Source organism: Pseudomonas sp. NIBRBAC000502773 (genome assembly GCF_006517195.1).
GTDB classification, from domain to species: domain Bacteria; phylum Pseudomonadota; class Gammaproteobacteria; order Pseudomonadales; family Pseudomonadaceae; genus Aquipseudomonas; species Aquipseudomonas marginalis.
Genome location: NZ_CP041189.1, coordinates 1,542,380 through 1,563,675 on the forward strand (window position 1 = coordinate 1,542,380; position 21,296 = coordinate 1,563,675).

23 protein-coding genes and 1 riboswitch are annotated in these 21,296 nt (G+C 62.1%); of the genes, 4 read left to right on the forward strand and 19 right to left on the reverse strand.

The window, feature by feature from the left end; genetic code table 11:
• The first annotated feature begins 367 nt into the window (after positions 1-367).
• The 3 genes from NIBR502773_RS06975 (at position 368) to NIBR502773_RS06985 (ending at position 2,782) form a co-directional block, all read left to right on the forward strand.
• Complete coding sequence (locus tag NIBR502773_RS06975; RefSeq protein WP_010563939.1) at positions 368-589, forward strand: hypothetical protein; 222 nt, start codon at positions 368-370, stop codon at positions 587-589.
• Between the two features lie 280 nt (positions 590-869).
• Positions 870-1,352 carry a hypothetical protein gene (locus NIBR502773_RS06980; protein ID WP_141155710.1) on the forward strand — a complete coding sequence of 161 codons (483 nt, stop codon included), beginning with the start codon at positions 870-872 and terminating at the stop codon, positions 1,350-1,352.
• 146 nt (positions 1,353-1,498) lie between these two features.
• Entirely contained in the window at positions 1,499-2,782 is a 1,284-nt protein-coding gene (locus NIBR502773_RS06985; protein WP_115486744.1) for an OmpP1/FadL family transporter, read from the forward strand.
• A gap of 65 nt (positions 2,783-2,847) precedes the next feature.
• On the opposite strand, the gene NIBR502773_RS06990 is transcribed toward NIBR502773_RS06985, so the two are convergent.
• The 14 genes from NIBR502773_RS06990 to cobO all read right to left on the reverse strand — a co-directional run bounded on the left by NIBR502773_RS06990 (position 2,848) and on the right by cobO (position 14,507).
• Positions 2,848-3,399: a glutathione peroxidase gene (locus tag NIBR502773_RS06990; protein ID WP_027603814.1), complete on the reverse strand. Its 552-nt coding sequence runs from the start codon at positions 3,397-3,399 to the stop codon at positions 2,848-2,850.
• Positions 3,400-3,434: 35 nt separating this feature from the next.
• Positions 3,435-3,557, reverse strand: coding sequence for a hypothetical protein (locus NIBR502773_RS30880; RefSeq protein WP_256221084.1), 123 nt, complete (start codon positions 3,555-3,557; stop codon positions 3,435-3,437).
• Positions 3,554-4,753, reverse strand: a complete 1,200-nt coding sequence (locus tag NIBR502773_RS06995; RefSeq protein WP_168209032.1) for an MFS transporter — start codon at positions 4,751-4,753, stop codon at positions 3,554-3,556. Before NIBR502773_RS06995 ends, NIBR502773_RS30880 begins: the two co-directional genes overlap by 4 nt.
• A gap of 63 nt (positions 4,754-4,816) precedes the next feature.
• Entirely contained in the window at positions 4,817-5,221 is a 405-nt protein-coding gene (locus tag NIBR502773_RS07000; RefSeq protein ID WP_027603812.1) for a MarR family winged helix-turn-helix transcriptional regulator, read from the reverse strand.
• Between the two features lie 42 nt (positions 5,222-5,263).
• The gene (locus tag NIBR502773_RS07005; RefSeq protein ID WP_027603811.1) at positions 5,264-5,992 is read right to left on the reverse strand and encodes an adenosylcobinamide-GDP ribazoletransferase; all 729 of its coding nucleotides are present in this window, start codon (positions 5,990-5,992) and stop codon (positions 5,264-5,266) included.
• Between the two features lie 2 nt (positions 5,993-5,994).
• The gene (cobC, locus tag NIBR502773_RS07010) at positions 5,995-6,570 is read right to left on the reverse strand and encodes an alpha-ribazole phosphatase family protein (RefSeq protein ID WP_141155712.1); all 576 of its coding nucleotides are present in this window, start codon (positions 6,568-6,570) and stop codon (positions 5,995-5,997) included.
• A complete protein-coding gene (gene cobT, locus NIBR502773_RS07015) occupies positions 6,567-7,622 on the reverse strand; it encodes a nicotinate-nucleotide--dimethylbenzimidazole phosphoribosyltransferase (protein WP_141155713.1) in 1,056 nt (351 codons plus the stop codon). Before cobT ends, cobC begins: the two co-directional genes overlap by 4 nt.
• Complete coding sequence (gene cobU, locus NIBR502773_RS07020) at positions 7,619-8,140, reverse strand: bifunctional adenosylcobinamide kinase/adenosylcobinamide-phosphate guanylyltransferase (protein ID WP_092355238.1); 522 nt, start codon at positions 8,138-8,140, stop codon at positions 7,619-7,621. The genes cobT and cobU overlap by 4 nt, the downstream gene beginning before the upstream one ends.
• A 427-nt stretch (positions 8,141-8,567) precedes the next feature.
• On the reverse strand, positions 8,568-10,019 hold the full coding sequence (locus tag NIBR502773_RS07030) for a cobyric acid synthase (RefSeq protein ID WP_141155714.1): 1,452 nt from the start codon (positions 10,017-10,019) through the stop codon (positions 8,568-8,570).
• Entirely contained in the window at positions 10,016-11,005 is a 990-nt protein-coding gene (gene cobD / locus NIBR502773_RS07035) for a threonine-phosphate decarboxylase CobD (protein WP_141155715.1), read from the reverse strand. The genes NIBR502773_RS07030 and cobD overlap by 4 nt, the downstream gene beginning before the upstream one ends.
• Complete coding sequence (cbiB, locus tag NIBR502773_RS07040; RefSeq protein ID WP_141155716.1) at positions 10,998-11,906, reverse strand: adenosylcobinamide-phosphate synthase CbiB; 909 nt, start codon at positions 11,904-11,906, stop codon at positions 10,998-11,000. Before cbiB ends, cobD begins: the two co-directional genes overlap by 8 nt.
• Positions 11,903-12,553, reverse strand: a complete 651-nt coding sequence (gene bluB / locus NIBR502773_RS07045; RefSeq protein ID WP_141155717.1) for a 5,6-dimethylbenzimidazole synthase — start codon at positions 12,551-12,553, stop codon at positions 11,903-11,905. The genes cbiB and bluB overlap by 4 nt, the downstream gene beginning before the upstream one ends.
• Positions 12,550-13,899: a cobyrinate a,c-diamide synthase gene (locus NIBR502773_RS07050; RefSeq protein WP_141155718.1), complete on the reverse strand. Its 1,350-nt coding sequence runs from the start codon at positions 13,897-13,899 to the stop codon at positions 12,550-12,552. The genes bluB and NIBR502773_RS07050 overlap by 4 nt, the downstream gene beginning before the upstream one ends.
• Positions 13,896-14,507, reverse strand: coding sequence for a cob(I)yrinic acid a,c-diamide adenosyltransferase (gene cobO / locus NIBR502773_RS07055; protein WP_065924919.1), 612 nt, complete (start codon positions 14,505-14,507; stop codon positions 13,896-13,898). Before cobO ends, NIBR502773_RS07050 begins: the two co-directional genes overlap by 4 nt.
• 72 nt (positions 14,508-14,579) lie before the next feature.
• Positions 14,580-14,837: riboswitch (cobalamin riboswitch) on the reverse strand.
• Positions 14,838-14,936: 99 nt separating this feature from the next.
• Between cobO and NIBR502773_RS07060 the strand changes: the two genes are divergently transcribed.
• Positions 14,937-16,250 (forward strand): sorbosone dehydrogenase family protein, encoded by a 1,314-nt coding sequence (locus tag NIBR502773_RS07060; protein ID WP_141155719.1) that lies wholly within the window; start codon positions 14,937-14,939, stop codon positions 16,248-16,250.
• Positions 16,251-16,372: 122 nt separating this feature from the next.
• On the opposite strand, the gene NIBR502773_RS07065 is transcribed toward NIBR502773_RS07060, so the two are convergent.
• The 5 genes from NIBR502773_RS07065 to NIBR502773_RS07085 all read right to left on the reverse strand — a co-directional run bounded on the left by NIBR502773_RS07065 (position 16,373) and on the right by NIBR502773_RS07085 (position 20,957).
• The gene (locus tag NIBR502773_RS07065) at positions 16,373-16,909 is read right to left on the reverse strand and encodes a C40 family peptidase (protein WP_027603800.1); all 537 of its coding nucleotides are present in this window, start codon (positions 16,907-16,909) and stop codon (positions 16,373-16,375) included.
• Positions 16,910-17,053: 144 nt separating this feature from the next.
• Positions 17,054-17,683 (reverse strand): C40 family peptidase, encoded by a 630-nt coding sequence (locus NIBR502773_RS07070; RefSeq protein WP_027603799.1) that lies wholly within the window; start codon positions 17,681-17,683, stop codon positions 17,054-17,056.
• Between the two features lie 209 nt (positions 17,684-17,892).
• Entirely contained in the window at positions 17,893-18,597 is a 705-nt protein-coding gene (gene hda / locus NIBR502773_RS07075; protein WP_027603798.1) for a DnaA regulatory inactivator Hda, read from the reverse strand.
• 203 nt (positions 18,598-18,800) lie between these two features.
• Positions 18,801-19,874: an AI-2E family transporter gene (locus tag NIBR502773_RS07080; protein ID WP_065940599.1), complete on the reverse strand. Its 1,074-nt coding sequence runs from the start codon at positions 19,872-19,874 to the stop codon at positions 18,801-18,803.
• Positions 19,875-19,916: 42 nt separating this feature from the next.
• Positions 19,917-20,957 carry a DUF2066 domain-containing protein gene (locus NIBR502773_RS07085; RefSeq protein WP_141155720.1) on the reverse strand — a complete coding sequence of 347 codons (1,041 nt, stop codon included), beginning with the start codon at positions 20,955-20,957 and terminating at the stop codon, positions 19,917-19,919.
• Between the last annotated feature and the right edge of the window lie 339 nt (positions 20,958-21,296).

Consider the following 21,296-nt stretch of genomic DNA (forward strand, 5'->3'; position numbering starts at 1 on the left):
GTCAATTCTGGTCGAACAACTCCCCTGAACAACACGGGATCGACCACCTCGATGGTTTCCAGGTATCACTTGCGACGACACTGCCTTTGAACAAGCAAAGGGTGCCGCGAAGTTTTCATACTCTGACCGAACCAACCTGCAAATTGATCAGGATCTTCACCCCGGGCCCAGAACCTTTGCCCTTGTTGTGTCGCCTGCCCTCCTAAGTACCTACCTGCCAGCCCAAGCGCGCCTAACTTAATCAGCGCTTCAAACTGGCTGCTTTGTTCCAGTCGGGTTCTTCGTTCGATCAATGGTGATCAACGTTACTGGAACGTTTTAACGTTGCACGGTTCTTATCCGTGTCATTTGTAGGAACACCAATAATATGTCCGCTATCCACACTCAGGATGCCATTCGCACCCTCACCAACGCTTTTGCCCCAATGAACTGCCTGATCATGGCCGCTCGCAAAGGCTGCTTCAGCTTCACCCTGGTCAACGAACACGGCATCGCCCGTCACAGCGAACGCCTGTACCCCGATCAATACTCCAGCGCTGAACCGCTGCAGGCCGTGATCGAGCGTACCCGTCAGGCACTGGTTGCCTGATCGACCCGAGTCGCTGAAACACAAAAAACCCTGCTTAAAACGCAGGGTTTTTTATTGCCCGTCATTCTTGGCTCGAGTATTTGCACTAAGTTCAAATCGATATAAACGTTATAACTGGATGAAGAAGATGTTTTAAAAACAGTCCTTTACCTCATGAATATGACACTACACTTCAACTCAAGCGGCATGATCCGCTTCCGACGAGCCTGAGAGCCGATCCACTGCTGCCAAGCCCCCCTTTCTCAGGGCTCGTCGACCCTTTTCACGGATTGAGGCATGTATGGGTATCGCAGCCAGTGAATTGTGTCGTTATGTGATCCGGCCGACGCTGACGTACCTCGGACAGCAGAGCCCCACGGCTGAGTCACTGCTGCTGGGTATCGCCGCCAGCCAGTCGGAATTGGGTTCTGCCCTGCATGATCGACGCGGCCACGGCCTGTACAGCATCACCGAACCTCGCCATCGTGCCTTGTGGGATAACTACCTGGCGCTCGACCCCGAGCGTGCCAGCCTGGTACGCGGGCTCGCCAGCCAACACGCCTTTCTCAGTGCGCCCCAACTGGAACTCACCGTAAACCTGCGTTATGCCACGGCCATCGCCTGGCTCCTGGTCGAACAACACAGCCCTGCCCTGCCACCACCCGGTGATGTTTTAGCCATGGCGCGTATCTGGAAAGAAATATTTCATCCTCAAGGAAGGCTGCGGGATTTCACCCAGGCCTGGCAAACCTGTGTTTCGCCCTTGAATCACGTGACCTGCTGACCGGGCAATTTGCAAGATTCGGCAAAAAAGCCGAATTTTGGTCGGATTGTCCTACAAAACCGCTCTATCTCCTGCATTACAGCCTATAGCGCGATGTTAATTTTATTGATACTTTCCGCTGCGGTGATCACCACGGAGTTCTAATAATGAAAAAAGTAATGCTCAAGACCACACTTAGCCTCGCCGTTGCCATGGCATCCTCCCAACTGTTCGCAAGCGGTTTCGCACTGAACGAACAGAGCGTCAGCGGGATGGGTACGGGTTTCGCAGGTCGCTCCTCTTCTGCCGATGATGCAAGCACTGTCTACGGTAACCCTGCCGGTATGTCGCGCCTGAATGGCCAGCAAATCACCGGTGGTGTTGCGGCTATCGATGCCTCCACCGACATCAGCAATACCGGTGGCAACTCTCGCGGCTCCAACAAAGGTGACATGGTTCCGTTCACCGCGGTGCCATTCGGTTTCTACACCAATAAACTCAACGATCAGTGGGCCGTCGGCTTCGGTGTATACGCACCGTTCGGCCTGGTGACCGACTATGAAAACGGCTTTCAGGGCCGTGGCTTCGGCAGCAAGAGCGAAGTGAAGGTCATGACCTTCCAGCCCACTGTCAGCTACGCATTCAACGACCGTGTATCCATCGGTTTTGGCCCGACCATCAACCGGATTTCCGGTGTGCTCGAGTCGGACAAGACGCTCAGCCCGCTCGCTTCCGATACCAACGTCAAAATCAAGGGTGACGATACCGCCCTGGGTTTCAACGTCGGCGTATTGGTCCAGGCCACCGACACCACTCGCGTGGGCCTGACCTACCACTCGAAGGTCAAATACAAGCTGGAAGGCCACACCACGGTCAGCGGCCCAGCAGCCACTCAACCGTTCCTGCGTAACAACCGTTACGACGCTTCGTTGAAAATCGACACCCCAGAGTCCTACGACCTGTCGGTCACCCAAGACCTGACCGACGCCTGGAAACTCTACGGCGGTGCAACCTGGACGCGTTGGAGTCGCCTGAAAGAGATCACCGTCAACAACGAAGGCGTAACAGCTGCAGGCGGCTTACTGGCGCCAAGCCAACTGGGTTCTATCACTGAAGAACAAAATTGGCACGACACCTGGGCCTACGCGGTGGGTACCTCGTATCAGTTGACCAAGCAAGTCGTGCTGCGTACCGGCCTGACCTTTGACCAATCCCCAGCCAACAACACCGATCGTTCGCCGCGCATCCCGACGGGCGACCGTACGATCTTCAGCGTGGGCCTGGGCTACAAAGTCATGGATAACATGACCGTCGACCTGGCGTATTCGTACCTGAAAGAAGAAGACGTCAAGATCAACCAGACGGCTGACGCCCCGTCGACAGCCAGTTACCGCGCCAAGTACGAAAACAGTGCCAACGGTTTCGGCCTGGGCATGACCTACACCTTCTGATCCAGGCGGGTGTAAAAAAGCCCCGCGCTCCTGCAAAGGAGGCGGGGCTTTTCAATGGGCGTTGGTCAGGGTTTGGACGCTATGGCTTGCTCCACCGCCTTGATCAGGTCGGGGCTGTCCGGCTTGGTCAGGCTGGAGAAATCGGCAATCACCTTGCCCTGCCGGTCGACCACGTACTTGTAGAAATTCCACTTCGGCGCATTGCTCTGCTGCGCCAATACCTTGAACAGGTGCACCGCGTCCGGCCCCTTGACCTTCTGCGGCTCGGTCATGGTGAAGGTCACGCCGTAATTCACGTAGCAGACCTTGGCGGTTTCTTCGCCGGTCTTGGCTTCCTGCTTGAAGTCATCGGATGGCACGCCGATCACCTCCAACCCTTCATCCTTGTAGCGCTGATACAGCGCTTCGAGGCCTTTGAATTGCGGCGCGAACCCGCAAAAGCTCGCCGTGTTGACGATCACTAGGGGCTTGCCGGCAAAACGTTGGCACAGGTCGATGGATTCCTTGGCGCGCAACTTGGGCAGTTGACCCTCCAGCAACGGCGGGCAATCGGCAGCCAACGCCACACCGCCAAAAGCAGCCATCAGCACAGGTACAGCCAGCCAGCGCATCTGCATGTCGAAAAGTCCTTTAAAGAGTTCAGGCACCGAACTTAACAGATCGACATACCCAGTTGCATCAACGCCAGGCCACCGCGCTGCCAGCCCCACCAGGCCAGGGCCAGCAACAGCGCGGTCGCGGCGGCCCCGCCACACCAATACCAGGTCGAACTCATGCTGCCTCCATCTGCGCCTGCAATCGCGCCACCGGCCGCTCACGCACCGGCCAGTTAAGGGCTGCGGCGAGCACGCTCAACAAGATCGCCACTTGCCAGATCAAATCGTAGTTACCGGTTCGATCATAGACCACTCCACCCAACCAGCCGCCAAGGAACGAGCCGAGCTGGTGGAAAAGGAACACGATCCCACCGAGCATGGACAGGTTTCGCACCCCGAACAACGTGGCGACCGTGCCGTTGGTCAGCGGCACCGTGGACAGCCACAAAAAGCCCATGGCCATGCCGAACAGGTAGGCCGTGACTTCGGTCACCGGTGCCCACAGGAACAGGATGATCACCACCGCCCGCAGCAGGTACAACCCGGTCAACAGGCGCGGCTTGGACATGCGCCCGCCAAGCCAGCCGGCGGTATAGGTGCCGAAGATATTGAACAGCCCGATCAACGCCAACACCGTGGTACCGACGGTGGCCGGCAAGTGCTGGTCCACCAGGTAGGCCGGCAGGTGCACACCGATAAACACCACCTGGAAACCGCAGACGAAAAAGCCGAAGGCCAGCAGCCAGAACCCGGAGTGAGAGCAGGCTTCCCTCAAGGCTTCACCCAGGGTCTGCTGGCCGGCCATGACCGGCAGCGGACGGTCCTTGAGCATGCTCACCAGCGGCAGAATCAGCGCCACCATCAAACCCAGCGCCAGCAAGGCGGCCGACCAGCCCAGCCAACTGATCAAGCCCAAGGTGCCCGGCACCATGGCGAACTGGCCAAACGAACCGGCGGCGCTGGCAATGCCCATCGCCATGCTGCGCTTTTCCGGCGCCACGGCGCGGCCGACCACGCCCAGAATCACCGAGAACGATGTACCCGACAGGCCAATCCCGATCAGCAGGCCGGCACTCAAGGACAACGACCACGCCGAATCCGACAGGCCCATCAACACCAAGCCTGCGGCGTACAACACCCCGCCGACAAATACCGCCTTGGTGGCGCCGAACCGGTCGGCCAGGGCACCGGTAAACGGCTGCGCCAGGCCCCAGATCAGGTTCTGCAAGGCGATGGCAAAGGCAAAGGTCTCACGGCCCCAGCCGAATTCGCTGCTCATCGGCGCCAGGAACAGGCCGAACCCGTGCCGCACGCCCAAGGACAACGCCAGGATCAGCGCACTCCCTACAAGGATCCAACCGCTGGTGCGCCACATCGACGTCATTTCTTATTCTCCGTTCGCGGGTATATACCCGCTTGTATTCGAACAAACCCGCGTTCAGGCGAGTTCATCCAGCAAGGCCAACAGGGTTTCGCGTTTTTCCGCGCCGAGTTGATCGATCAATTTCTGTTGCGCTGCCTCCCAGGCGGGTAACGCAGCGGCCAGGCGCTCTTCACCGGCGGCGGTCAACAGCACCAGGCGGTTGCGCAGGTCATCCCCCTCCACCATCCGCACCAGGCCCTCACCTTCCAACACCCGAAGGTTGCGCCCCAAGGTGCTGCGATCCAGGCCCATGGCGTCGGCCAGGCTGGAAATGCTCGGTTGATCGAGGCGCTGCAGGTTGCACAGCAAGGAATACTGGGCGACGTTGATCCCGAAGCCGTCGAGGGCGCCGTCGTAGTGCCTGCTGACGCCACGGGCGGCACGTCGCAGGTTGGTACATAAACATTGGGAGGCAAGCATGGAACGTGTATATACCCGCGATTAAGTAAATGCAAGAAAGTGTTACAGCGCCAAACCGACCAGAACAGCCACTTCCAGCAGCTCCAGCAGCGCGCCAGCGGTATCGCCGGTGGTGCCGCCGAGGCGATTGACCATCAGTTGGCGCAGGCCGATAAAACACACGGCCGCGAGCAGCACGGCGAGCCCCCCGCTGAAACCACCGATCAGGATGCAGGCCAGGCCACTGAGGATCAGCACCTGTTGCCCGACGACGCGCGGTAAATGATCCGACAACGCCTGGCCCAAGCCACCCGCTCGCACATAACGGGTGGTGAGAAACAACCCAAGCATCGACGCGCGCCCGATCAACGGCGCGAGAATCAACGCCACACCGTTGCGCTGTTCGATCAAAGCCACCAGTGCGGTGAACTTGAGCAGCAACACCAGGCCCAGGGTGACCACCGCAATCGGCCCGCTGCGCGGGTCTTTCATGATGCTGAGGGTGCGCTCGCGGTCGCCGAAGCCACCCAGCCAGGCATCGGCGCTGTCCGCCAGGCCGTCGAGGTGCAAGCCGCCACTGAGCAATACCCAGGCCGTCAGCAGCAGCGCGGCGTGCAACAACAGCGGTGATCCGGTCAACAGCGTATTGAGGCCCCACAGCAGCACGCCGAACAGCAACCCGACCACGGGATAAAACAGCAACGAGCGCCCCAGTTCCTGCGGCTGCGGCATACCCGGCAGGCGAATCGGCAAACTGCTCAGGAACTGCACGGCGATCCAGAACGGCAGCATGCTTAGATTCCTTCCTTCAACACGCCATCGGCGCCGACCTGCAGGTTGAACAACCCACCATGAGCGACTTCCACATTCAGCAACTGCTCACGGGGCAACCCCCGAGCCTGGGCCAACAACAAACGCATCACCCCGCCGTGACTGATCAACAGCACACGCTCACCGGCATACGCCTTATGCAGGCGTAGGACGGCGCCCAAAACCCGCTGGGAAAACGCGCTGACCGGTTCGCCCTGGGGCGGCGTGAAGCTATAGGGATCGGCCCAGAACCGGCCCAGGCCTTCGGCGTCGGTCTCCATCAGCGCTGCCGCACTCTGCCCTTCCCAGGCACCGAAGTGCAGTTCCTGCAGGTCCTTATCCAGGCTCACCGGCACATTCAACCGCGCGCCCAGTTCCTCCGCGAACCGCGCACAGCGTTGCAGCGGCGAACTGATCAGCCGCTCCCAGGGCCCCTGTGCCAGCACAGCGGCGCGCATCTGTTCCCAGCCCTTGGCGGTCAATGCATCGTCCAGGCTGCCGCGCAGGCCGCCGCCCAGTTCGGTTTCGCCATGGCGCAACAGGTCCAGGTGCAAAGTCATGCCGGGCGATCTGCCACGGCCGCTTCGGCAAACGTCGCCATCTGCCCGTGCAGCGCACACGCCAGGCGCAGCAATGGCACCGCCAACGCCGCGCCACTGCCCTCGCCCAGGCGCAGGCCGAGCTCCAGCAACGGTTGTGCATCGAGGCTCTGCAAGACATGGCGATGGCCAGGCTCGGCACCGCGGTGGCCGAACAGCAGCCAGTCGCGGCACGCCGGGTTCAAGCGCGTGGCGACCAGCGCCGCGACGGTGCAGATAAACCCATCCACCAGCACCACGATGCCTTCCTGGGCACAGGCCAGATAAGCGCCCACCAAGGCAGCGATTTCAAAGCCACCGAGATTAAACAGAGTGTGCAGCGCATCCCCACGCTGCGCGGCATGCACGGCCAGCGCGCGCTCGATCACCGCCACCTTGTGGCTGACGCCCTGGGCACTCAACCCGGTGCCCGGGCCTGTGAGGTCAGTCACCTGGCAATCGAGCAAGGCGCAGGCCAGCGCACTGGCGGCGGTGGTGTTGCCGATGCCCATCTCGCCGCCGACAAACAACTGCGCACCGCTTTCACGGGCGCGCAGCACACTGTCGCGACCCGCCTGCAATACCAATCGGCCCTGGGCGCCGGTCATTGCCGGGCCCTTGACGAAATTGGCGGTGCCCGCGCCGATATTCAGGTGACGGACGCCGGGCAGGCTCAGCGAAGGGGTCACCGTACCGAGGTCGACCACTTCCAACTGCGCATCCAGTTGCCGCGCCAGTACGCTGATGGCCGCGCCACCGGTGACAAAGTTATGCAGCATCTGCCCGGTCACTTCCTGGGGAAACGCCGATACACCCTCGGCAACCACACCATGGTCACCGGCAAAGATGGCGATCCACAGCCGGTCCACCGATGGCTTGACCTGGCCCTGCAAGCCGGCCAATTGCACCGCCAGCGCTTCCAGCTGGCCCAGGGAACCGGCCGGTTTGGTCAATTGCTGCTGGCGCGCCAGGGCTTGTTCGTACGCCGAGGCGTCAATGGCCTTACAAGGGTTGAGCCACCAGGTGTCAGTCATAACGCAGTACCTTTCAACGTCAGGGGCAGGCCGGCAACCGTCAGGACAACACGCTGACATCGCTCGGCCAAGGCTTGATGCAGCCAACCGGCTTCATCCACATAGCGGCGAGTCAATTCGCCCAGCGGCACGACACCCAAACCGGTCTCGTTGCTGACAAAAATAATTTCACCCGGCAGCACGGCCAGGCTTTCCAGCAATTGATCGCGCTCGAACGCCAGGCGCTGCGCGTCTTCGAGCATCAGCAGATTGGTCAACCAAAGGGTCAGGCAATCCACCAACAGGCAACGACCGGGCGCGGCGTTTTCGCGTAGCACACGCGCCAGCTCGACAGGTTCTTCGATCAAACCCCAGTGATCAGGGCGACGCTCGCGATGCAAGGCAACGCGGGCATTCATCTCGCCGTCAAGCGGTTGGCTGGTGGCGATATAGATGACGGGCAAAGCGCTGTCGCTGGCGAGCTTTTCGGCCAGGCGGCTTTTACCGGAACGGGCGCCGCCTAAAATCAGTTGAAGCATGAGACACCCCCTACCCACCCACCCATCCACGATGCGCAGCGAGTCGTTTTTGATCTGACTTTTGATCTGAGGTCGCCCCGTAAACCACGCTGGCCGAACGCAGGCTTGAATCCGTGGGTAACCCGGCAGGACGCCGGGTTAGCCGCACTGGGCCAGGGATGGCCCATTGCGGCGGCCCACGGATTCAAGCCGGAGTGAGGGCACACCGAGCCCAAGCGAGGTGCCGAGTGGTGGGGCGAAGGCCTTTTGCTTACTTTTGGGCCTTTCCAAAAGTGAGCCGCTGTAAGAGCGGAACCATACGTGGCCGTTACCGCAGGAATGGATATGTACTCGGTATACCTGAACAATTCAGCACCTGATACACCGCTATCGGGGGCAAGTCGAATCGTCGCACCGCCCCTCCCACATTTGAACCGTGTGTACACCCTTAAACCCCACACAGTTTGCGCAACAAATCGGTATCCAAGTGGTTCTCCACCAGATCCGCCAGGCGCTCGATATCGCGCTCGCGCAGGGCGTGATAATCCACCGCCTGCACATCCTGCAACCCGGCCCAACGCAGCAACGCGCTGCAGGCCGCCGGCGTCTCGAACACGCCATGCAGATACGTGCCGAGAATCTGCCCGTCAGCACTGTGCGCGCCGTCATGGCGACCGTCCTCCAGCAGCACGGCGGCGTTCGCCAGGGCCGCGCCGCACGTCACGCCGGCATGGATCTCATAGCCACTGACCTCGGCGTCCTCCAGCAACAAGCGCCCACGCACATTGCGCAGCTGTTTCTCTGCTTCCAGGGTCGTGCTGAATGCCAGCAGACCCAGACCGTCGCTGGAACCGGCAAGCCCTTCCAGGCCCAACGGGTCGTGCACCTGCTCACCGAGCATCTGCAAACCGCCGCAAATCCCCAGCACCTTGCCGCCGTAGCGCAAGTGCCGCGCCACGGCGGTGTCCCAGCCATGGGCACGCAGGTAAGCGAGGTCGCTGCGCACGCTTTTCGAGCCCGGCAGGATGATCAGGTCGGCGGCCGGAATCGGCTGGCCCGGCCCGATGAACTGCAAATCCACCTGGGGATGCAGGCGCAGCGGATCGAAATCCGTGTGGTTGCTGATGCGCGGCAACACCGGCACCACCACCTTGAGCACCTGCGCCGCCTTGTCGATCTGACGTTGGTCGATGCCGTCCTCGGCTTCCAGGTGCAGGTCCATCACATAGGGCAATACGCCCACCACCGGTTTGCCGGTGCGTGCCTGCAACCAGTCCAGGCCGGGTTGCAGCAGTGCAATGTCGCCGCGAAAGCGGTTGATGATGAAGCCCTTGACCCGCGCCTGTTCGCTGGGAGAGAGCAATTCCAGGGTGCCGACCAGATGGGCGAACACTCCGCCGCGATTGATGTCGGCAATCAGCAGCACCGGGCAGTCGACGGCTTCGGCGAAACCCATGTTGGCGATGTCATTGGCGCGCAGGTTGATCTCCGCCGGGGAGCCTGCACCCTCCACCATCACCACCGGGTAGGTTTCGCTCAACCGCGCGTGGGAGGCCAGCACCGCCTGCATCGCGATGGCTTTGTAATCGTGATAGGCCACCGCGTTCATGCTGGTCACGGCGCGGCCATGGATGATCACCTGGGAGCCGGTGTCGCTGTTGGGCTTGAGCAGCACCGGGTTCATGTCGGTGTGGGGCGCCAGGTTGGCCGCCTGGGCCTGCACCGCCTGGGCACGGCCGATCTCGCCGCCTTCGGCTGTCACGGCGCTGTTGAGCGCCATGTTCTGTGGCTTGAACGGCACCACGGCGATGCCCTGGCGTACCAGCCAGCGGCACAACGCGGTCACCAGGGTACTTTTGCCGGCATCGGAGGTGGTGCCTTGCACCATCAGCGTCGTCATGAGGCGTCCTTGTAGGCCGCCAGCGCTTCGTCAAGGCGCAGCCAGTCGGCCTCGGTGTCGGGCAGGCCAAACCGCACGCTGCTGTTGTGCACAAACAGGCGCAGCAAGATGCCGCGCTGGGCCATGAATTCGTGCATGCGCTCGGCGTGCGGGGTGATCAACCACTGGAACAACGCGCAGCCGCCCTGGGGTTGAAAGCCACGGCGCTCGAGCAGTTCAAACAAGCGCTGGCCGGCCTCGATGCAGCGCGCCCGCTGCCGCGCATGGCCGGCGGTATCGCGCAGGCACACTTGGCCCAGCACCCGCGTCGGCCCGCTGACGGCCCAGGGCCCAACCTGTTCGGCCAGCAACTTGAGCAACCTGCGCTCGGCCAGCACAAAGCCCAGGCGCACACCGGCCAGGCCGAAAAACTTGCCGAACGAGCGCAGCACAATCAGGCCGACCTGATGGGCCTGGCTCGCCAGGCTCAACTGCGGGGTGACATCCATGAACGCTTCGTCCACCACCAGCCAGCCGCCGCGCTGGGCCAGCCTTGCGTGCCAATCCAGCAGGCGTTGCGGGGCCAGGCTCAATCCGGTGGGGTTATTGGGATTGACCACCACCAGCACGTCAAGGACGTCGAGGAAGAAGTCGACTTCCTGCTCCTGCACTTCACGCACCACGTAACCGGCACGCCGCCAGGCCTCGGCATGTTCGGCGTAGCACGGCGACAGCACGCCGACCTTGCCGGCACGGCGCAAGCGCGGCAGCAACTGAATCGCCGCCTGGGAGCCGGGCACCGGCAGCAGATGCGCGGCGCCGTAATACTCGCTGGCCGCCTGTTCCAGGCCGTCGTCGGACTCCGGCAAGCGCGCCCAGGCCCGCAGCGGAATCTCCGGGATCGGCCATGGCCAGGGTGCAAGGCCGCTGGACAGGTCCAGCCAATCGGCTTCGGCAATTCCGTACTGAATCGCCGCCTTGCGCAGCCGGCCACCGTGCTCAAGCATAAAATTGCCCCCCCACGCAGAGAATCAGCAACCACAACCATACGCCGCGCTGCACCAGTTGCCAGCCGCGGTCGATAGAGTCGGCATCCGCCGCCGGGCCTTCGCCCAGTGGCGGACGCTGGTGCACCTCGCCGTGGTAAATCGCGGCGCCACCCAGCTCAACGCCCAACGCGCCAGCGCCGGATGCCATCACCGGCCCGGCATTGGGGCTGTCCCAGGTCGGCCCCTGGGTGCGCCAGCATTTGAGGGCCAGGCGGGTTTTGCCCAGCACGGCGTAGGTCAAGGCCACCAGGCGTGCAGGCACATAGTTGAGTACATCGTCGATCTTGGCCGCGGCCCAACCGAAGCGCTCGAAGCGTTCGTTGCGATAGCCCCACATGGCGTCGAGCGTATTGCTCAGGCGGTAGAGCACCACGCCCGGCACACCGGCGACGACAAACCAGAACAGCGCGGCAAACACCGCATCGCTGCCGTTTTCCAGCACCGATTCGGTGGCGGCGCGGGCGACTTCGGTGCGGTCCAGTTCACTGGTCTGGCGGCTGACCAGGTAGCTCACCCGTGTGCGAGCCGCGTCGAGGTCCTCGCTGCGCAGGGCCTGGGCCACCGGGATCACATGCTCGCCGAGGCTGCGCATGCCGAGGGCGCAGTACAACGCGAGGATCTCCAGGACCCAGCCGATATACGGCGCCCACGACAACGCGGTGGCCAGCAGGGTCAACGGCACCACGGCGATAACCCACGCGGTCACGCCATGGCTGCGCCAGCCCCGGCCACCGCTGTTGAAACGCTGCTCGATGCGCCCGGCAAAATTGCCGAACGCCACCAGCGGATGCCAGCGCCTGGGCTCGCCCAGCAGCGCATCCAACGCCACCGCAGCGACACACAGCAAGGCCACACTCATTGACTCACTCCCCACGCATTTTCATACACCATGTCACTCAACGGCCGAGGCTCGGTCCAGCCTTCGAGCTGCAACATCGGTGCCGGGTAAAACTCCGTCACCGGCCCCAGGCACAAGACCGCCAGGGGTTTCGCACCGGGCGGCAGGCCCAGCAGGTCGGCCAGGGCCTGGGGGTCGAACAGCGAGACCCAGCCCATGCCCAGCCCCTCGACCCGCGCCGCCAGCCACAGGTTCTGGATCGCACAGGACAGCGACGCCAGGTCCATCTCCGGCAAGGTGCGCCGCCCGAAGATGTGGCGCTCGCGATCATCCATCAACGCCGCCACCAGCACTTCGGCGCAGTCGTGGATGCCTTCGACCTTGAGCTTCATGAACGCATCGGAGCGCTCGCCCAACGCCTCGGCGGTGCGCACGCGTTCTTCTTCCACCAACTGTTGAATCTGGCTGCGCAACGCGCGGTCGCTGATGCGGATAAACCGCCAGGGCTGCATCAGGCCGACACTGGGCGCCTGGTGCGCGGCCTGGAGCAGGCGATGCAGCAATTCGGGGGCGACACTGCCGCCGCTGAAGTGGCGCATGTCGCGGCGTTCGGCGATGGCGCGGTAGACGGCGTCGCGGTCGGCCTGGGGGAAAGCGTTGTCGGTCATGGCCCTATCGGGGGCAAGCCCCCTCCCACAGTGGATGGGGTTTCAGCTCGGTCCGGGGCAAACAACGCGGCTACCGCCGTCGGATTCGACGGAAAATAGAAGTGCACGTAAGAGGCCGTCATCCGCCCCTGCCGGAACACCGCTTCGGCACCGCGCCCACCGTTCGGGCTCAGGCCACGGGCAATCGGCTGGCACTCGGTGCTGGTCAGGGAATGGTGATACGTGTGCCCGCGCAGCACGCCTTCCGGCAGCTCGACACTTTGCAGGGCCAGGGCCGCGAGTTTCTTTTGCATCACCGCATCGCCTTGCAGCAGGCCGACCAGCTCGGCGCGGGTGCCGTCGACATCGGTAAGCGAATCCAACAGGTAGAGCATGCCGCCACACTCGGCGAGCAAGGGTTTGCCGGCGGCATGATGGTTACGAATGGCGTCAAGCATCGGCGTGTTTTGCGACAGCGCCTGGTGGTGCAATTCCGGGTAACCGCCGGGCAAGTACAGGCTGTCGGCCTCGGGCAGTTGGAGATCATGGATCGGCGAGAAAAACGTCAGTTCGGCCCCCATCGCCCGCAGCAGGTCGAGGCTGGCGCCATAGGTGAAGGCGAAGGCTTCGTCACGGGCCACCGCAATGCGCACACCGGCCAGCAACGGCTCGGCCTCGATCACTTCCGGCGCGGCGAAGGTCACCGGTGGCGGCAATGCGACTTCGCAGCTGCTGCCCAGGGCCTGGGCGGCGGCGTCCAGGCGCACGTCGAGGTCATTCAGCTCGCTGGCCTGCACCAGGCCCAAATGGCGGCTGGGCAGTTCGATTCCGGTTTCGCGGGACAGGGCGCCATACCAACGCAAGCCTTCGGTGAGGCTGCCTTCCAGCAACTGCGCATGGCGCAGGGTGCCGACGCGGTTGGCCAGTACCCCGGCAAACGGCAGGTCCGGCTGATAACGCGCCAGGCCCAGGGCCAGGGCGCCAAAGGTCTGGGCCATGGCGGTGCCGTCGATCACACCGAGCACCGGCACGCCGAAATGCCGCGCCAGGTCGGCGCTGGACGGTGTGCCATCGAACAGGCCCATCACGCCTTCGATCAGGATCAGGTCGGCCTCACCCGCCGCTTCCCACAGCAGCCGACGACTTTCCTGCTCGCCCACCATCCACATGTCCAATTGATACACCGGCGCACCGCTGGCGCGCTCGTGGATCATCGGGTCCAGGAAATCCGGGCCGCATTTGAACACGCGTACCCTGCGCCCCAGGTTGCGGTGCAAACGGGCCAGCGCGGCGGTGACGGTGGTTTTGCCTTGGCCGGACGCCGGTGCGGCGATCAGGACGGCCGGGCAGTGACGGGGCTGATTCAAAGTTCGACGCCCTTCTGTGCCTTGATACCGGCCTGGAACGCGTGCTTGAGCATGCCCATTTCAGTGACGGTGTCGCCCATTTCGATCAATTCAGGCTTGGCGCCACGGCCGGTGACGACCACGTGCTGCATCGGCGGACGCGCTTGCAGGTCGCTGAGGACCTGGTCCAAGTCGAGGTAACCATGCTTGAGGGCAATGTTCAGCTCATCCAGCACCACCAGGCCGATGCGCGGGTCTTGCAGCAGTTCGCGGGACACGGCCCAGGCGGCTTCGGCGGCGGCGATATCGCGCTGGCGGTCCTGGGTCTCCCAGGTGAAGCCTTCGCCCATCACGTGGAAACGCACTTGCTCGGGGAAGCGGCGGAAGAACAACTCCTCACCGGTGCTGTTGCGCCCCTTGATGAACTGCACCACACCGCACTGCATGCCGTGGCCCATGGCGCGCGCGAGCATGCCGAATGCCGAGCTGCTCTTGCCTTTGCCGTTGCCGGTCAGCACCAGCAGCAAGCCACACTCATTGGGGGAATTGGCGATGCGCTCGTCGATCACGGCTTTTTTGCGCAGCATGCGCGCCAGGTGGCGTTCGTCGCGGTCGGGGGTATCGGTCATGGCAGCTCTCCATTGGGGCTGGACAAAAACGGCAGGCAGGAAAAAACAGACAGCCAAGCATCGCCCACCGTGATGCTGTTGGATGATCCAGGCCGGTCTCCGGGCTCATGAGTGGTGCGCTGGCTCATCGACAGAGCGAACACGCCGACGGCGCGCCTTCCCATATCGCGGGCGATACAGTGGCAAAAGGCACCGTCTTGACTCATTTACCGTTGCGGGGGCAGCGCCGGAATCGCGGCAGCACTGTGTACAAGTGCGCTCGCTCACCGGCTTCCCTGTTTCACTCGGTCGACCCATGGGTCACAGAGCACCTGGAACAAGCCGCGAAGGTTAGTGGGTTGGGGGTGGAGCGTCAATTAAAGCTGGCCTTGCACTTGAACCATCGCACCAGCGCCCTCCTCTACCCTTACAGGTATCAAGGAGAACACCATGCATAAAACCAGACTCGCCCTACTCATCATGCTCGCCGGCACCCTTGCGGCCTGCGGTGAAAGCTCCACCCTGCAGGTGTCCGACGGCACCGGGCCGTCGCCGCAGCTACCGGAGCCGAACAAAACCCTGATTCCCACGGTGAACATCGCCCCCGCTATCGGTTGGCCGCAGGGCGTGAAGCCAACGGCAGCGGCCGGCACCCAAGTGGCGGCGTTCGCCGAAGGCCTGGATCACCCGCGCTGGCTGTATGTGCTGCCCAACGGCGATGTGCTGGTGGCAGAAACCAATGCGCCGCCCAAGCCGGATGATTCCAAGGGCATTCGCGGCTGGGTCATGGAGAAGGTCATGGGCCGCGCCGGTGCCGGGGTGCCGAGCCCCAATCGCATTACCCTGCTGCGCGACGCCGATCACGATGGCGTTGCCGAGACCCGTACGGTGTTCCTGGAAAACCTCAATTCGCCCTTCGGTATGACACTGGTCGGCAATGACCTGTACGTGGCCGATTCGGACAAGCTGCTGCGCTTCCCCTATCAAGCGGGCGAAACCGCGATCAAGGCACCTGGCACCAAGGTGGTCGACCTGCCGGGCGGGCCCCTGAATCACCACTGGACCAAGAACGTGATCGCCAGCAAGGACGGCAGCAAGCTGTACGTGAGTGTCGGCTCCAACAGCAACGTCGGTGAGAACGGTCTTGAGGCGGAACAGGGCCGGGCGGCTATCTGGGAAGTGGATCGCGCCAGCGGCCAGCAGCGCATTTTCGCTTCCGGCCTGCGCAACCCTAACGGCATGGCCTGGGAACCCCAGAGCGGCAAGCTATGGACCGCGGTAAACGAGCGCGACGAGATCGGCAGCGACCTGGTGCCGGACTACATCACCTCGGTCAAGGATGGCGGGTTCTATGGCTGGCCCTTCAGCTATTACGGCCAGCATGTGGATGTACGCGTCACGCCGCAGAACCTGGACCTGGTGGCCAAGGCAATCGTGCCGGACTATGCGGTAGGGCCGCACACCGCGTCTTTGGGCCTGACGTTCGCCGAGGGCAGCAAACTACCGGCACCGCTCAGCAACGGCGCGTTCATCGGCCAGCATGGCTCGTGGAACCGCAAGCCCCACAGTGGCTACAAGGTGATCTTCGTGCCGTTCGAGGCAGGCCAGCCTAAAGGGCAGCCGGTGGATGTGCTGACCGGGTTTCTCGATAAAGATGAGAACGCCATGGGCCGGCCGGTGGGCGTGGTGATTGATCAGCAGGGGGATTTGCTGGTGGCGGATGATGTGGGGAATAAGGTGTGGCGGGTGTCGGCCGCTAAATAAACGCCCCCAGAAGCATCACAAAACCAATGTGGGAGGGGGCTTGCTCCCGATAGCAGTGGGTCAGGCACAGATACTGTGACTGATACTTCGCTATCGGGGGCAAGCCCCCTCCCACATTTGGTTCAGGGATTACGTGCCAGGTTTGCTGGCAACACACGCTTGGCGCTCAGATAGGCATTCTGCCAATACGCCTTGGACAAGGTGTCCAGCTTGACCGTACCGCCGGTCTGCGGCGCGTGCACAAAGCGGCCTTCGCCCACATAGATGCCGGCGTGGCTGACCTGGGAACCGCCACCGGTGGCGAAGAACAGCAGGTCGCCGGTCTGCAGGTTCTGCTCGCTGACGTCCTGGGCGCGCATCACGATCAGTTCGCGGGTGGTGCGCGGCAGGGAGATGCCGGCGGCGTCGCGGAAGACGAAGCCGATCAGGCCACTGCAATCAAAACCCGAATCCGGCGTGTTGCCGCCCCAACGGTAAGGCGTGCCGACCAGGCCCAGTGCACGAAAGAGTACGTCTTCGGCCGCAGGCGAGAAATTCTGGGTGGAATAGTTGAATACCGGCTTGGGCTTGACCGCAACGGGAGCGGGTGGCGGCCGGCTGGCGCAGGCGCTGATAAGCGCGGCGCAGAGAATAAGGAGCAGGCGGGCTGAGGTCGACATGTGCAGAACAATCCTGGTCTGGATGCGGCTATCGCTGCCGAACGCTGAAAACCAGAACGCGCAAGCAAAGCTCGCGCGAACGGATTACAACAATGTCCAGGGATTCTAGCGCTTACACGTCAAACTTCAAGTATCACTTTAAGTTTACTTACTGGCGGTAACCGTAGTCGGGGCCATGGCGAGTGCGCGCTTGGCTTCGATGAAGGTTTTGCTCCAGTAGCTGTCACCCAGGCTGTCGACTCGAACACCGCCACTGCGACGGCTGCTGGAGTGGATAAACTGGTTATCGCCCAGGTAGATACCGGCATGGCTTACGCGACCACGGCCCGCAGTACTGAAGAAAAGCAGATCACCAGGCTTGAGATTGTTGCGCGCGACCAACGGTGCTTTCACGTTGATCATTTCGCGAGTGGAGCGTGGCAGGTTCATGCCAGCTTCTTCACGAAACAGGTAGCCGATGAAACCGCTGCAGTCGAAACCGGCTTCAGAGGTACCGCCAAAACGGTAACGGGTACCGATCAGGGACATGCCGCGTTCGAGGATGCTGTCGGCCAGGACTGGAAGCTGGTAAGGCTTGTTGCCGGAGAAATCGGCCAGTTCCTTTTCGGTTGCGACCTCTTCTTCATAGACAGAAGCAGACTGTGCAGCAACGAATTTTGCCTGGGACTGTTGTTGAGGTTTTTGCTGCTCAACCACCTGTTGAGGGTGGGAGGCGCAACCAAACAACAGGGTAACGAGTGCGAGGGGCACGAGGGGTGCGAAGCGATTTAGCATGGGCACGACCGTGGCTGGTATGTAAAGAAGTCGAGACTATGCCTTCTATCACATCGATTTGCAAATTCAATCGTGATCTATGTGACTTCGCGATTGGACTATGACATCTAAGCCGTAATTCCATTTATCGGTTCACATGCGTAGCCAACGTGGCTTAAACGCAGGATTTCTGGCGCCTGGAAATTGCCGAATCCCGTAGATTCAACCGGTTACCAGCCCAACGTTTCCTTGAGAAAAGGGATCGTCAATTTTCGTTGAGCCTGCAGGGAGGCCTGATCGAGCTGCTCGAGCAAATCGAACAACGCGCTCATGCTGCGGGTGCCACGGGTGAGGATAAAGTGCCCGACTTCATCGGTGAGGTGCAGGCCGCGACGGGATGCGCGCAATTGCAGGGCCCGCAGTTTGTCTTCGTCGGAGAGTGGGCGCATCTGGAAGATCAGCGCCAGGGTCAGGCGCGACTTGAGGTCGGCCAGCTTCACCGGCAACTCCCGTGGCGAGGTGGAGGCGGCAATCAACAAGCGCCGGCCGCTGTCACGCAGGCGGTTGAACAGATGGAACAGCGCCTCTTCCCAATCCGCCTTGCCGGCCACTGCCTGCAGATCGTCCAGGCACACCAGTTCGTATTGCTCAAGGTTGTCGAAGATCCCGATGCCGCGATCCATCAACTCGGCCAGGGGCAGGTAAACCGCCGGCTCGCCCATCTGCTCGAAACGCAGGCAAGCGGCCTGCAACAGGTGGGTACGCCCTACGCCGTGTTTACCCCACAGATAGATCAGGCTTTCGGTCCACCCGGCGTCGGCTTCGCAGAGCCGCTCGACATAGCCGAGTGCAGCGGCATTGGCGCCTGGGTAGTAATTGATAAAGGTAGCGTCATCACGCAGACGCACACCTAAGGGCAGCTGAATCGGTTTCATGCTGACTGAACGGCTCCCATCGAACCGTTAGTGGCCTCTGTGTAAAGTTTGCAAAGTTTATACCCGTGACGCCGGGCGCACAATGCAGCAGACCACAAGCAAAATCAAAGGTTTGCGTTAACTTGCCGGTTTTGAGCGGATTGTTTGACGCCCTAGCCCCATAAACAACAAACCCGGCCGAAGCCGGGTTTATGACGCAGCGGTTACAGGTCGGGGTCTTCGACCCCCGTATAGGCGTCGGAATCCTTGTACAGATCGTGCACGTGACGCACCAGCACCATGATCACCGCTGCCACCGGCAGTGCCAGCAGAATGCCGGTAAAGCCGAACAGCTCACCGCCCGCCAGGATCGCAAAGATCACCGCCACCGGGTGCAGGCCAATCCGATCCCCCACCAGCAACGGCGTGAGCACCATGCCTTCCAAGGCCTGGCCGACCATGAACACCGCGACAATCCCCAGCATCGGATACAGGTCGCCGCCAAACTGGAACAGGCCAGCCACCAACGCCGCGCCGATCCCGATCACAAAGCCCATATACGGCACGATAGCGGCAAGGCCGGCGATCAGGCCGATCAACAGGCCCAGCTCCAGGCCGATGGCCATCAAGCCCGCCGCGTAGATGATCCCCAGTGCCAGCATCACCAGCAGCTGCCCGCGCACAAAGGCACCAAGCACCTCATGGCACTCGCCGGCCAGGGCCACGATGCGCTCTTCACGGTTGCGCGGCAACAGGCTGCGGATCTTGGCCATCATGATGTCCCAATCGCGCAGCAGGTAGAACGCCACCACCGGAATCAGCACCAGGTTGGTCAGCCAGCCGATCAGCGCCAGGCTGGAGGCGGTCGCCTGGCTGAGGATCACCCCCACAATATCGGTGGTCTGGCCCATGTGCTCGCTGATCGCCGCCTTGACCTTGTCGAACTTCCAGAAGCCATCCGACAGGCCCAACTTGGCTTGGGCCCACGGCATCGCCGTATGCTGCAGCCAGTCGAGCATCTGCGGCGCCAGCTCATAGAGACGAAACAGTTGCTTGGCCAGCATCGGTACCAGCACCAGCACCAGCGCGGTGATGATCAACGTGAACAGTGCAAACACCGCAACCACGCCCAAGGTCCGCGACAGACCGGCTTTTTCCAGGCGATCCACCACGGGATCGAACAGATAGGCGAGCAGCAACGCAACCAGGAACGGCGTCAGGATCGAATGCAGCAGGAACACAAAAACGCACAGCAGGACGATCCCGCCAAGCCACACCCAACGACGCGTATCCGCCATAAACCACTCCATTATTTGCTTCTATCTATATAGGAAGAACTTTTACCAACGAAAACGCAGTTGCGCCTGGGGCGCAGGTGCCGCTGCCGGTTGTGTGCCATCGACCGCAGGCTGCTGCATCGGGGCCTCACCGGCAGGCACTTCCTGCAACTTGGCCAGGCTCAACTGGGTACGCAACTGATCGGCACTGCCGTTGACCCGATACACAATACGATTGCCATCCACCCATTGCGGCTGACCGCCAAACGGCTCAAGCAGGTGCCCCAGGGCCGCGTACCGCTCCAGGTTCATGCCCTGCACTTCCAGCAGTTGCTCGGCACTCACACCGGGCTTGACCGCAAAGCGCGGCGCCAGTTTTTGGCTGACCGCCAGCATGACTGCATCGGCCAGCGCGCCCGTGTCGGCGCCTTGCGCGGTGCCCTGCTCGCTCTTGTCACCCAGCCATAGGCGCCATTTGGCCTGCCATTGATTGCCTTCCTGGCGTGCATGCACGGCCAGCAAGGCGTCGGCACCGTAGCGCTCGGACGCAGCGCGCAACGGCGTGGCATCGGCGCTTTCAAGATTCGGCGCGGTGGCGACCACCTGTTCATCCAGGTCCCCCAGGGGCAGGCGCAATGGCAAGCCACGGTGCTGTGCCGCACGGCGCAGCGCCTGGGCAGCGGCCTGGCCATCGCCGACCAGGCTGCTGCCTTCGGTGGAGTCGTTCAGCCACCAGCCGAGGATCGATGGCCGATTGCTGCCCCAGATCGACAGGCCGGCTTCACGCAAGGCGCGATCAGTGCTGACCGGGTCGAAGTCCACTTGCAGGCTCTCGGGCGGGCCGGCGTCGTAACCGTATTGAGTGATGATTTGCTGCGGATCCTTGCGAATCGCCGCCAGGCCCGGGCCTTGCGCGGCCTTGGCGTCGCCGGTCAGGCGAGTCACCAGGGTTTCCACCGCGCGCTGGGTCGCCTGGTCGCGCTCTTGCGGCGATTGGCTGCTGACGGGTTCGAGTACCTGGTACAGGCCATTGAGGGTTTCGGCATGACTCGCCAGGCTGATCAACGACAAGCAGCCTACAAAAAAGACATTACACAGACGCATGGAAGATTCCCGAACGACAAATTTAGCGGCTGGAACAGACCGCGTGAAATCGGTGTAGCCAGGCTGTGACCACAGCGACAACTAAAACATTCACGGGGTCCCGGTAAGTTTTCGCCATGTCATTAACGACAGCGGTTTAAAGGCTATACCTTAATACGTGCCTGAACAGACCCGATCAGCATTTTTTTAACCTGCTTTTTTAAATCTATCTGCCCTGCCCGTCGGCCCGAGGATGGCCGCTGCCCCTCAAGCCTGATAAAATCGCGCGCCTTCGCAGACCGTCAACGGCTGGGCCTTTTACCAAAAGCGCCTGCCCGCTCGGTCGTTACCCCTGAATCC

Coding starts and splice junctions, on each gene's coding strand:
- NIBR502773_RS06975 (WP_010563939.1), top strand. CDS start 368: ATGTCCGCTATCCACACTCAGGATGCCATTCGCACCCTCACCAACGCT.
- NIBR502773_RS06980 (WP_141155710.1), top strand. CDS start 870: ATGGGTATCGCAGCCAGTGAATTGTGTCGTTATGTGATCCGGCCGACG.
- NIBR502773_RS06985 (WP_115486744.1), top strand. CDS start 1,499: ATGAAAAAAGTAATGCTCAAGACCACACTTAGCCTCGCCGTTGCCATG.
- NIBR502773_RS06990 (WP_027603814.1), bottom strand. CDS start 3,399: ATGCAGATGCGCTGGCTGGCTGTACCTGTGCTGATGGCTGCTTTTGGC.
- NIBR502773_RS30880 (WP_256221084.1), bottom strand. CDS start 3,557: ATGAGTTCGACCTGGTATTGGTGTGGCGGGGCCGCCGCGACCGCGCTG.
- NIBR502773_RS06995 (WP_168209032.1), bottom strand. CDS start 4,753: ATGTGGCGCACCAGCGGTTGGATCCTTGTAGGGAGTGCGCTGATCCTG.
- NIBR502773_RS07000 (WP_027603812.1), bottom strand. CDS start 5,221: ATGCTTGCCTCCCAATGTTTATGTACCAACCTGCGACGTGCCGCCCGT.
- NIBR502773_RS07005 (WP_027603811.1), bottom strand. CDS start 5,992: ATGCTGCCGTTCTGGATCGCCGTGCAGTTCCTGAGCAGTTTGCCGATT.
- cobC (WP_141155712.1), bottom strand. CDS start 6,570: ATGACTTTGCACCTGGACCTGTTGCGCCATGGCGAAACCGAACTGGGC.
- cobT (WP_141155713.1), bottom strand. CDS start 7,622: ATGACTGACACCTGGTGGCTCAACCCTTGTAAGGCCATTGACGCCTCG.
- cobU (WP_092355238.1), bottom strand. CDS start 8,140: ATGCTTCAACTGATTTTAGGCGGCGCCCGTTCCGGTAAAAGCCGCCTG.
- NIBR502773_RS07030 (WP_141155714.1), bottom strand. CDS start 10,019: ATGACGACGCTGATGGTGCAAGGCACCACCTCCGATGCCGGCAAAAGT.
- cobD (WP_141155715.1), bottom strand. CDS start 11,005: ATGCTTGAGCACGGTGGCCGGCTGCGCAAGGCGGCGATTCAGTACGGA.
- cbiB (WP_141155716.1), bottom strand. CDS start 11,906: ATGAGTGTGGCCTTGCTGTGTGTCGCTGCGGTGGCGTTGGATGCGCTG.
- bluB (WP_141155717.1), bottom strand. CDS start 12,553: ATGACCGACAACGCTTTCCCCCAGGCCGACCGCGACGCCGTCTACCGC.
- cobO (WP_065924919.1), bottom strand. CDS start 14,507: ATGACCGATACCCCCGACCGCGACGAACGCCACCTGGCGCGCATGCTG.
- NIBR502773_RS07060 (WP_141155719.1), top strand. CDS start 14,937: ATGCATAAAACCAGACTCGCCCTACTCATCATGCTCGCCGGCACCCTT.
- NIBR502773_RS07065 (WP_027603800.1), bottom strand. CDS start 16,909: ATGTCGACCTCAGCCCGCCTGCTCCTTATTCTCTGCGCCGCGCTTATC.
- NIBR502773_RS07070 (WP_027603799.1), bottom strand. CDS start 17,683: ATGCTAAATCGCTTCGCACCCCTCGTGCCCCTCGCACTCGTTACCCTG.
- hda (WP_027603798.1), bottom strand. CDS start 18,597: ATGAAACCGATTCAGCTGCCCTTAGGTGTGCGTCTGCGTGATGACGCT.
- NIBR502773_RS07080 (WP_065940599.1), bottom strand. CDS start 19,874: ATGGCGGATACGCGTCGTTGGGTGTGGCTTGGCGGGATCGTCCTGCTG.
- NIBR502773_RS07085 (WP_141155720.1), bottom strand. CDS start 20,957: ATGCGTCTGTGTAATGTCTTTTTTGTAGGCTGCTTGTCGTTGATCAGC.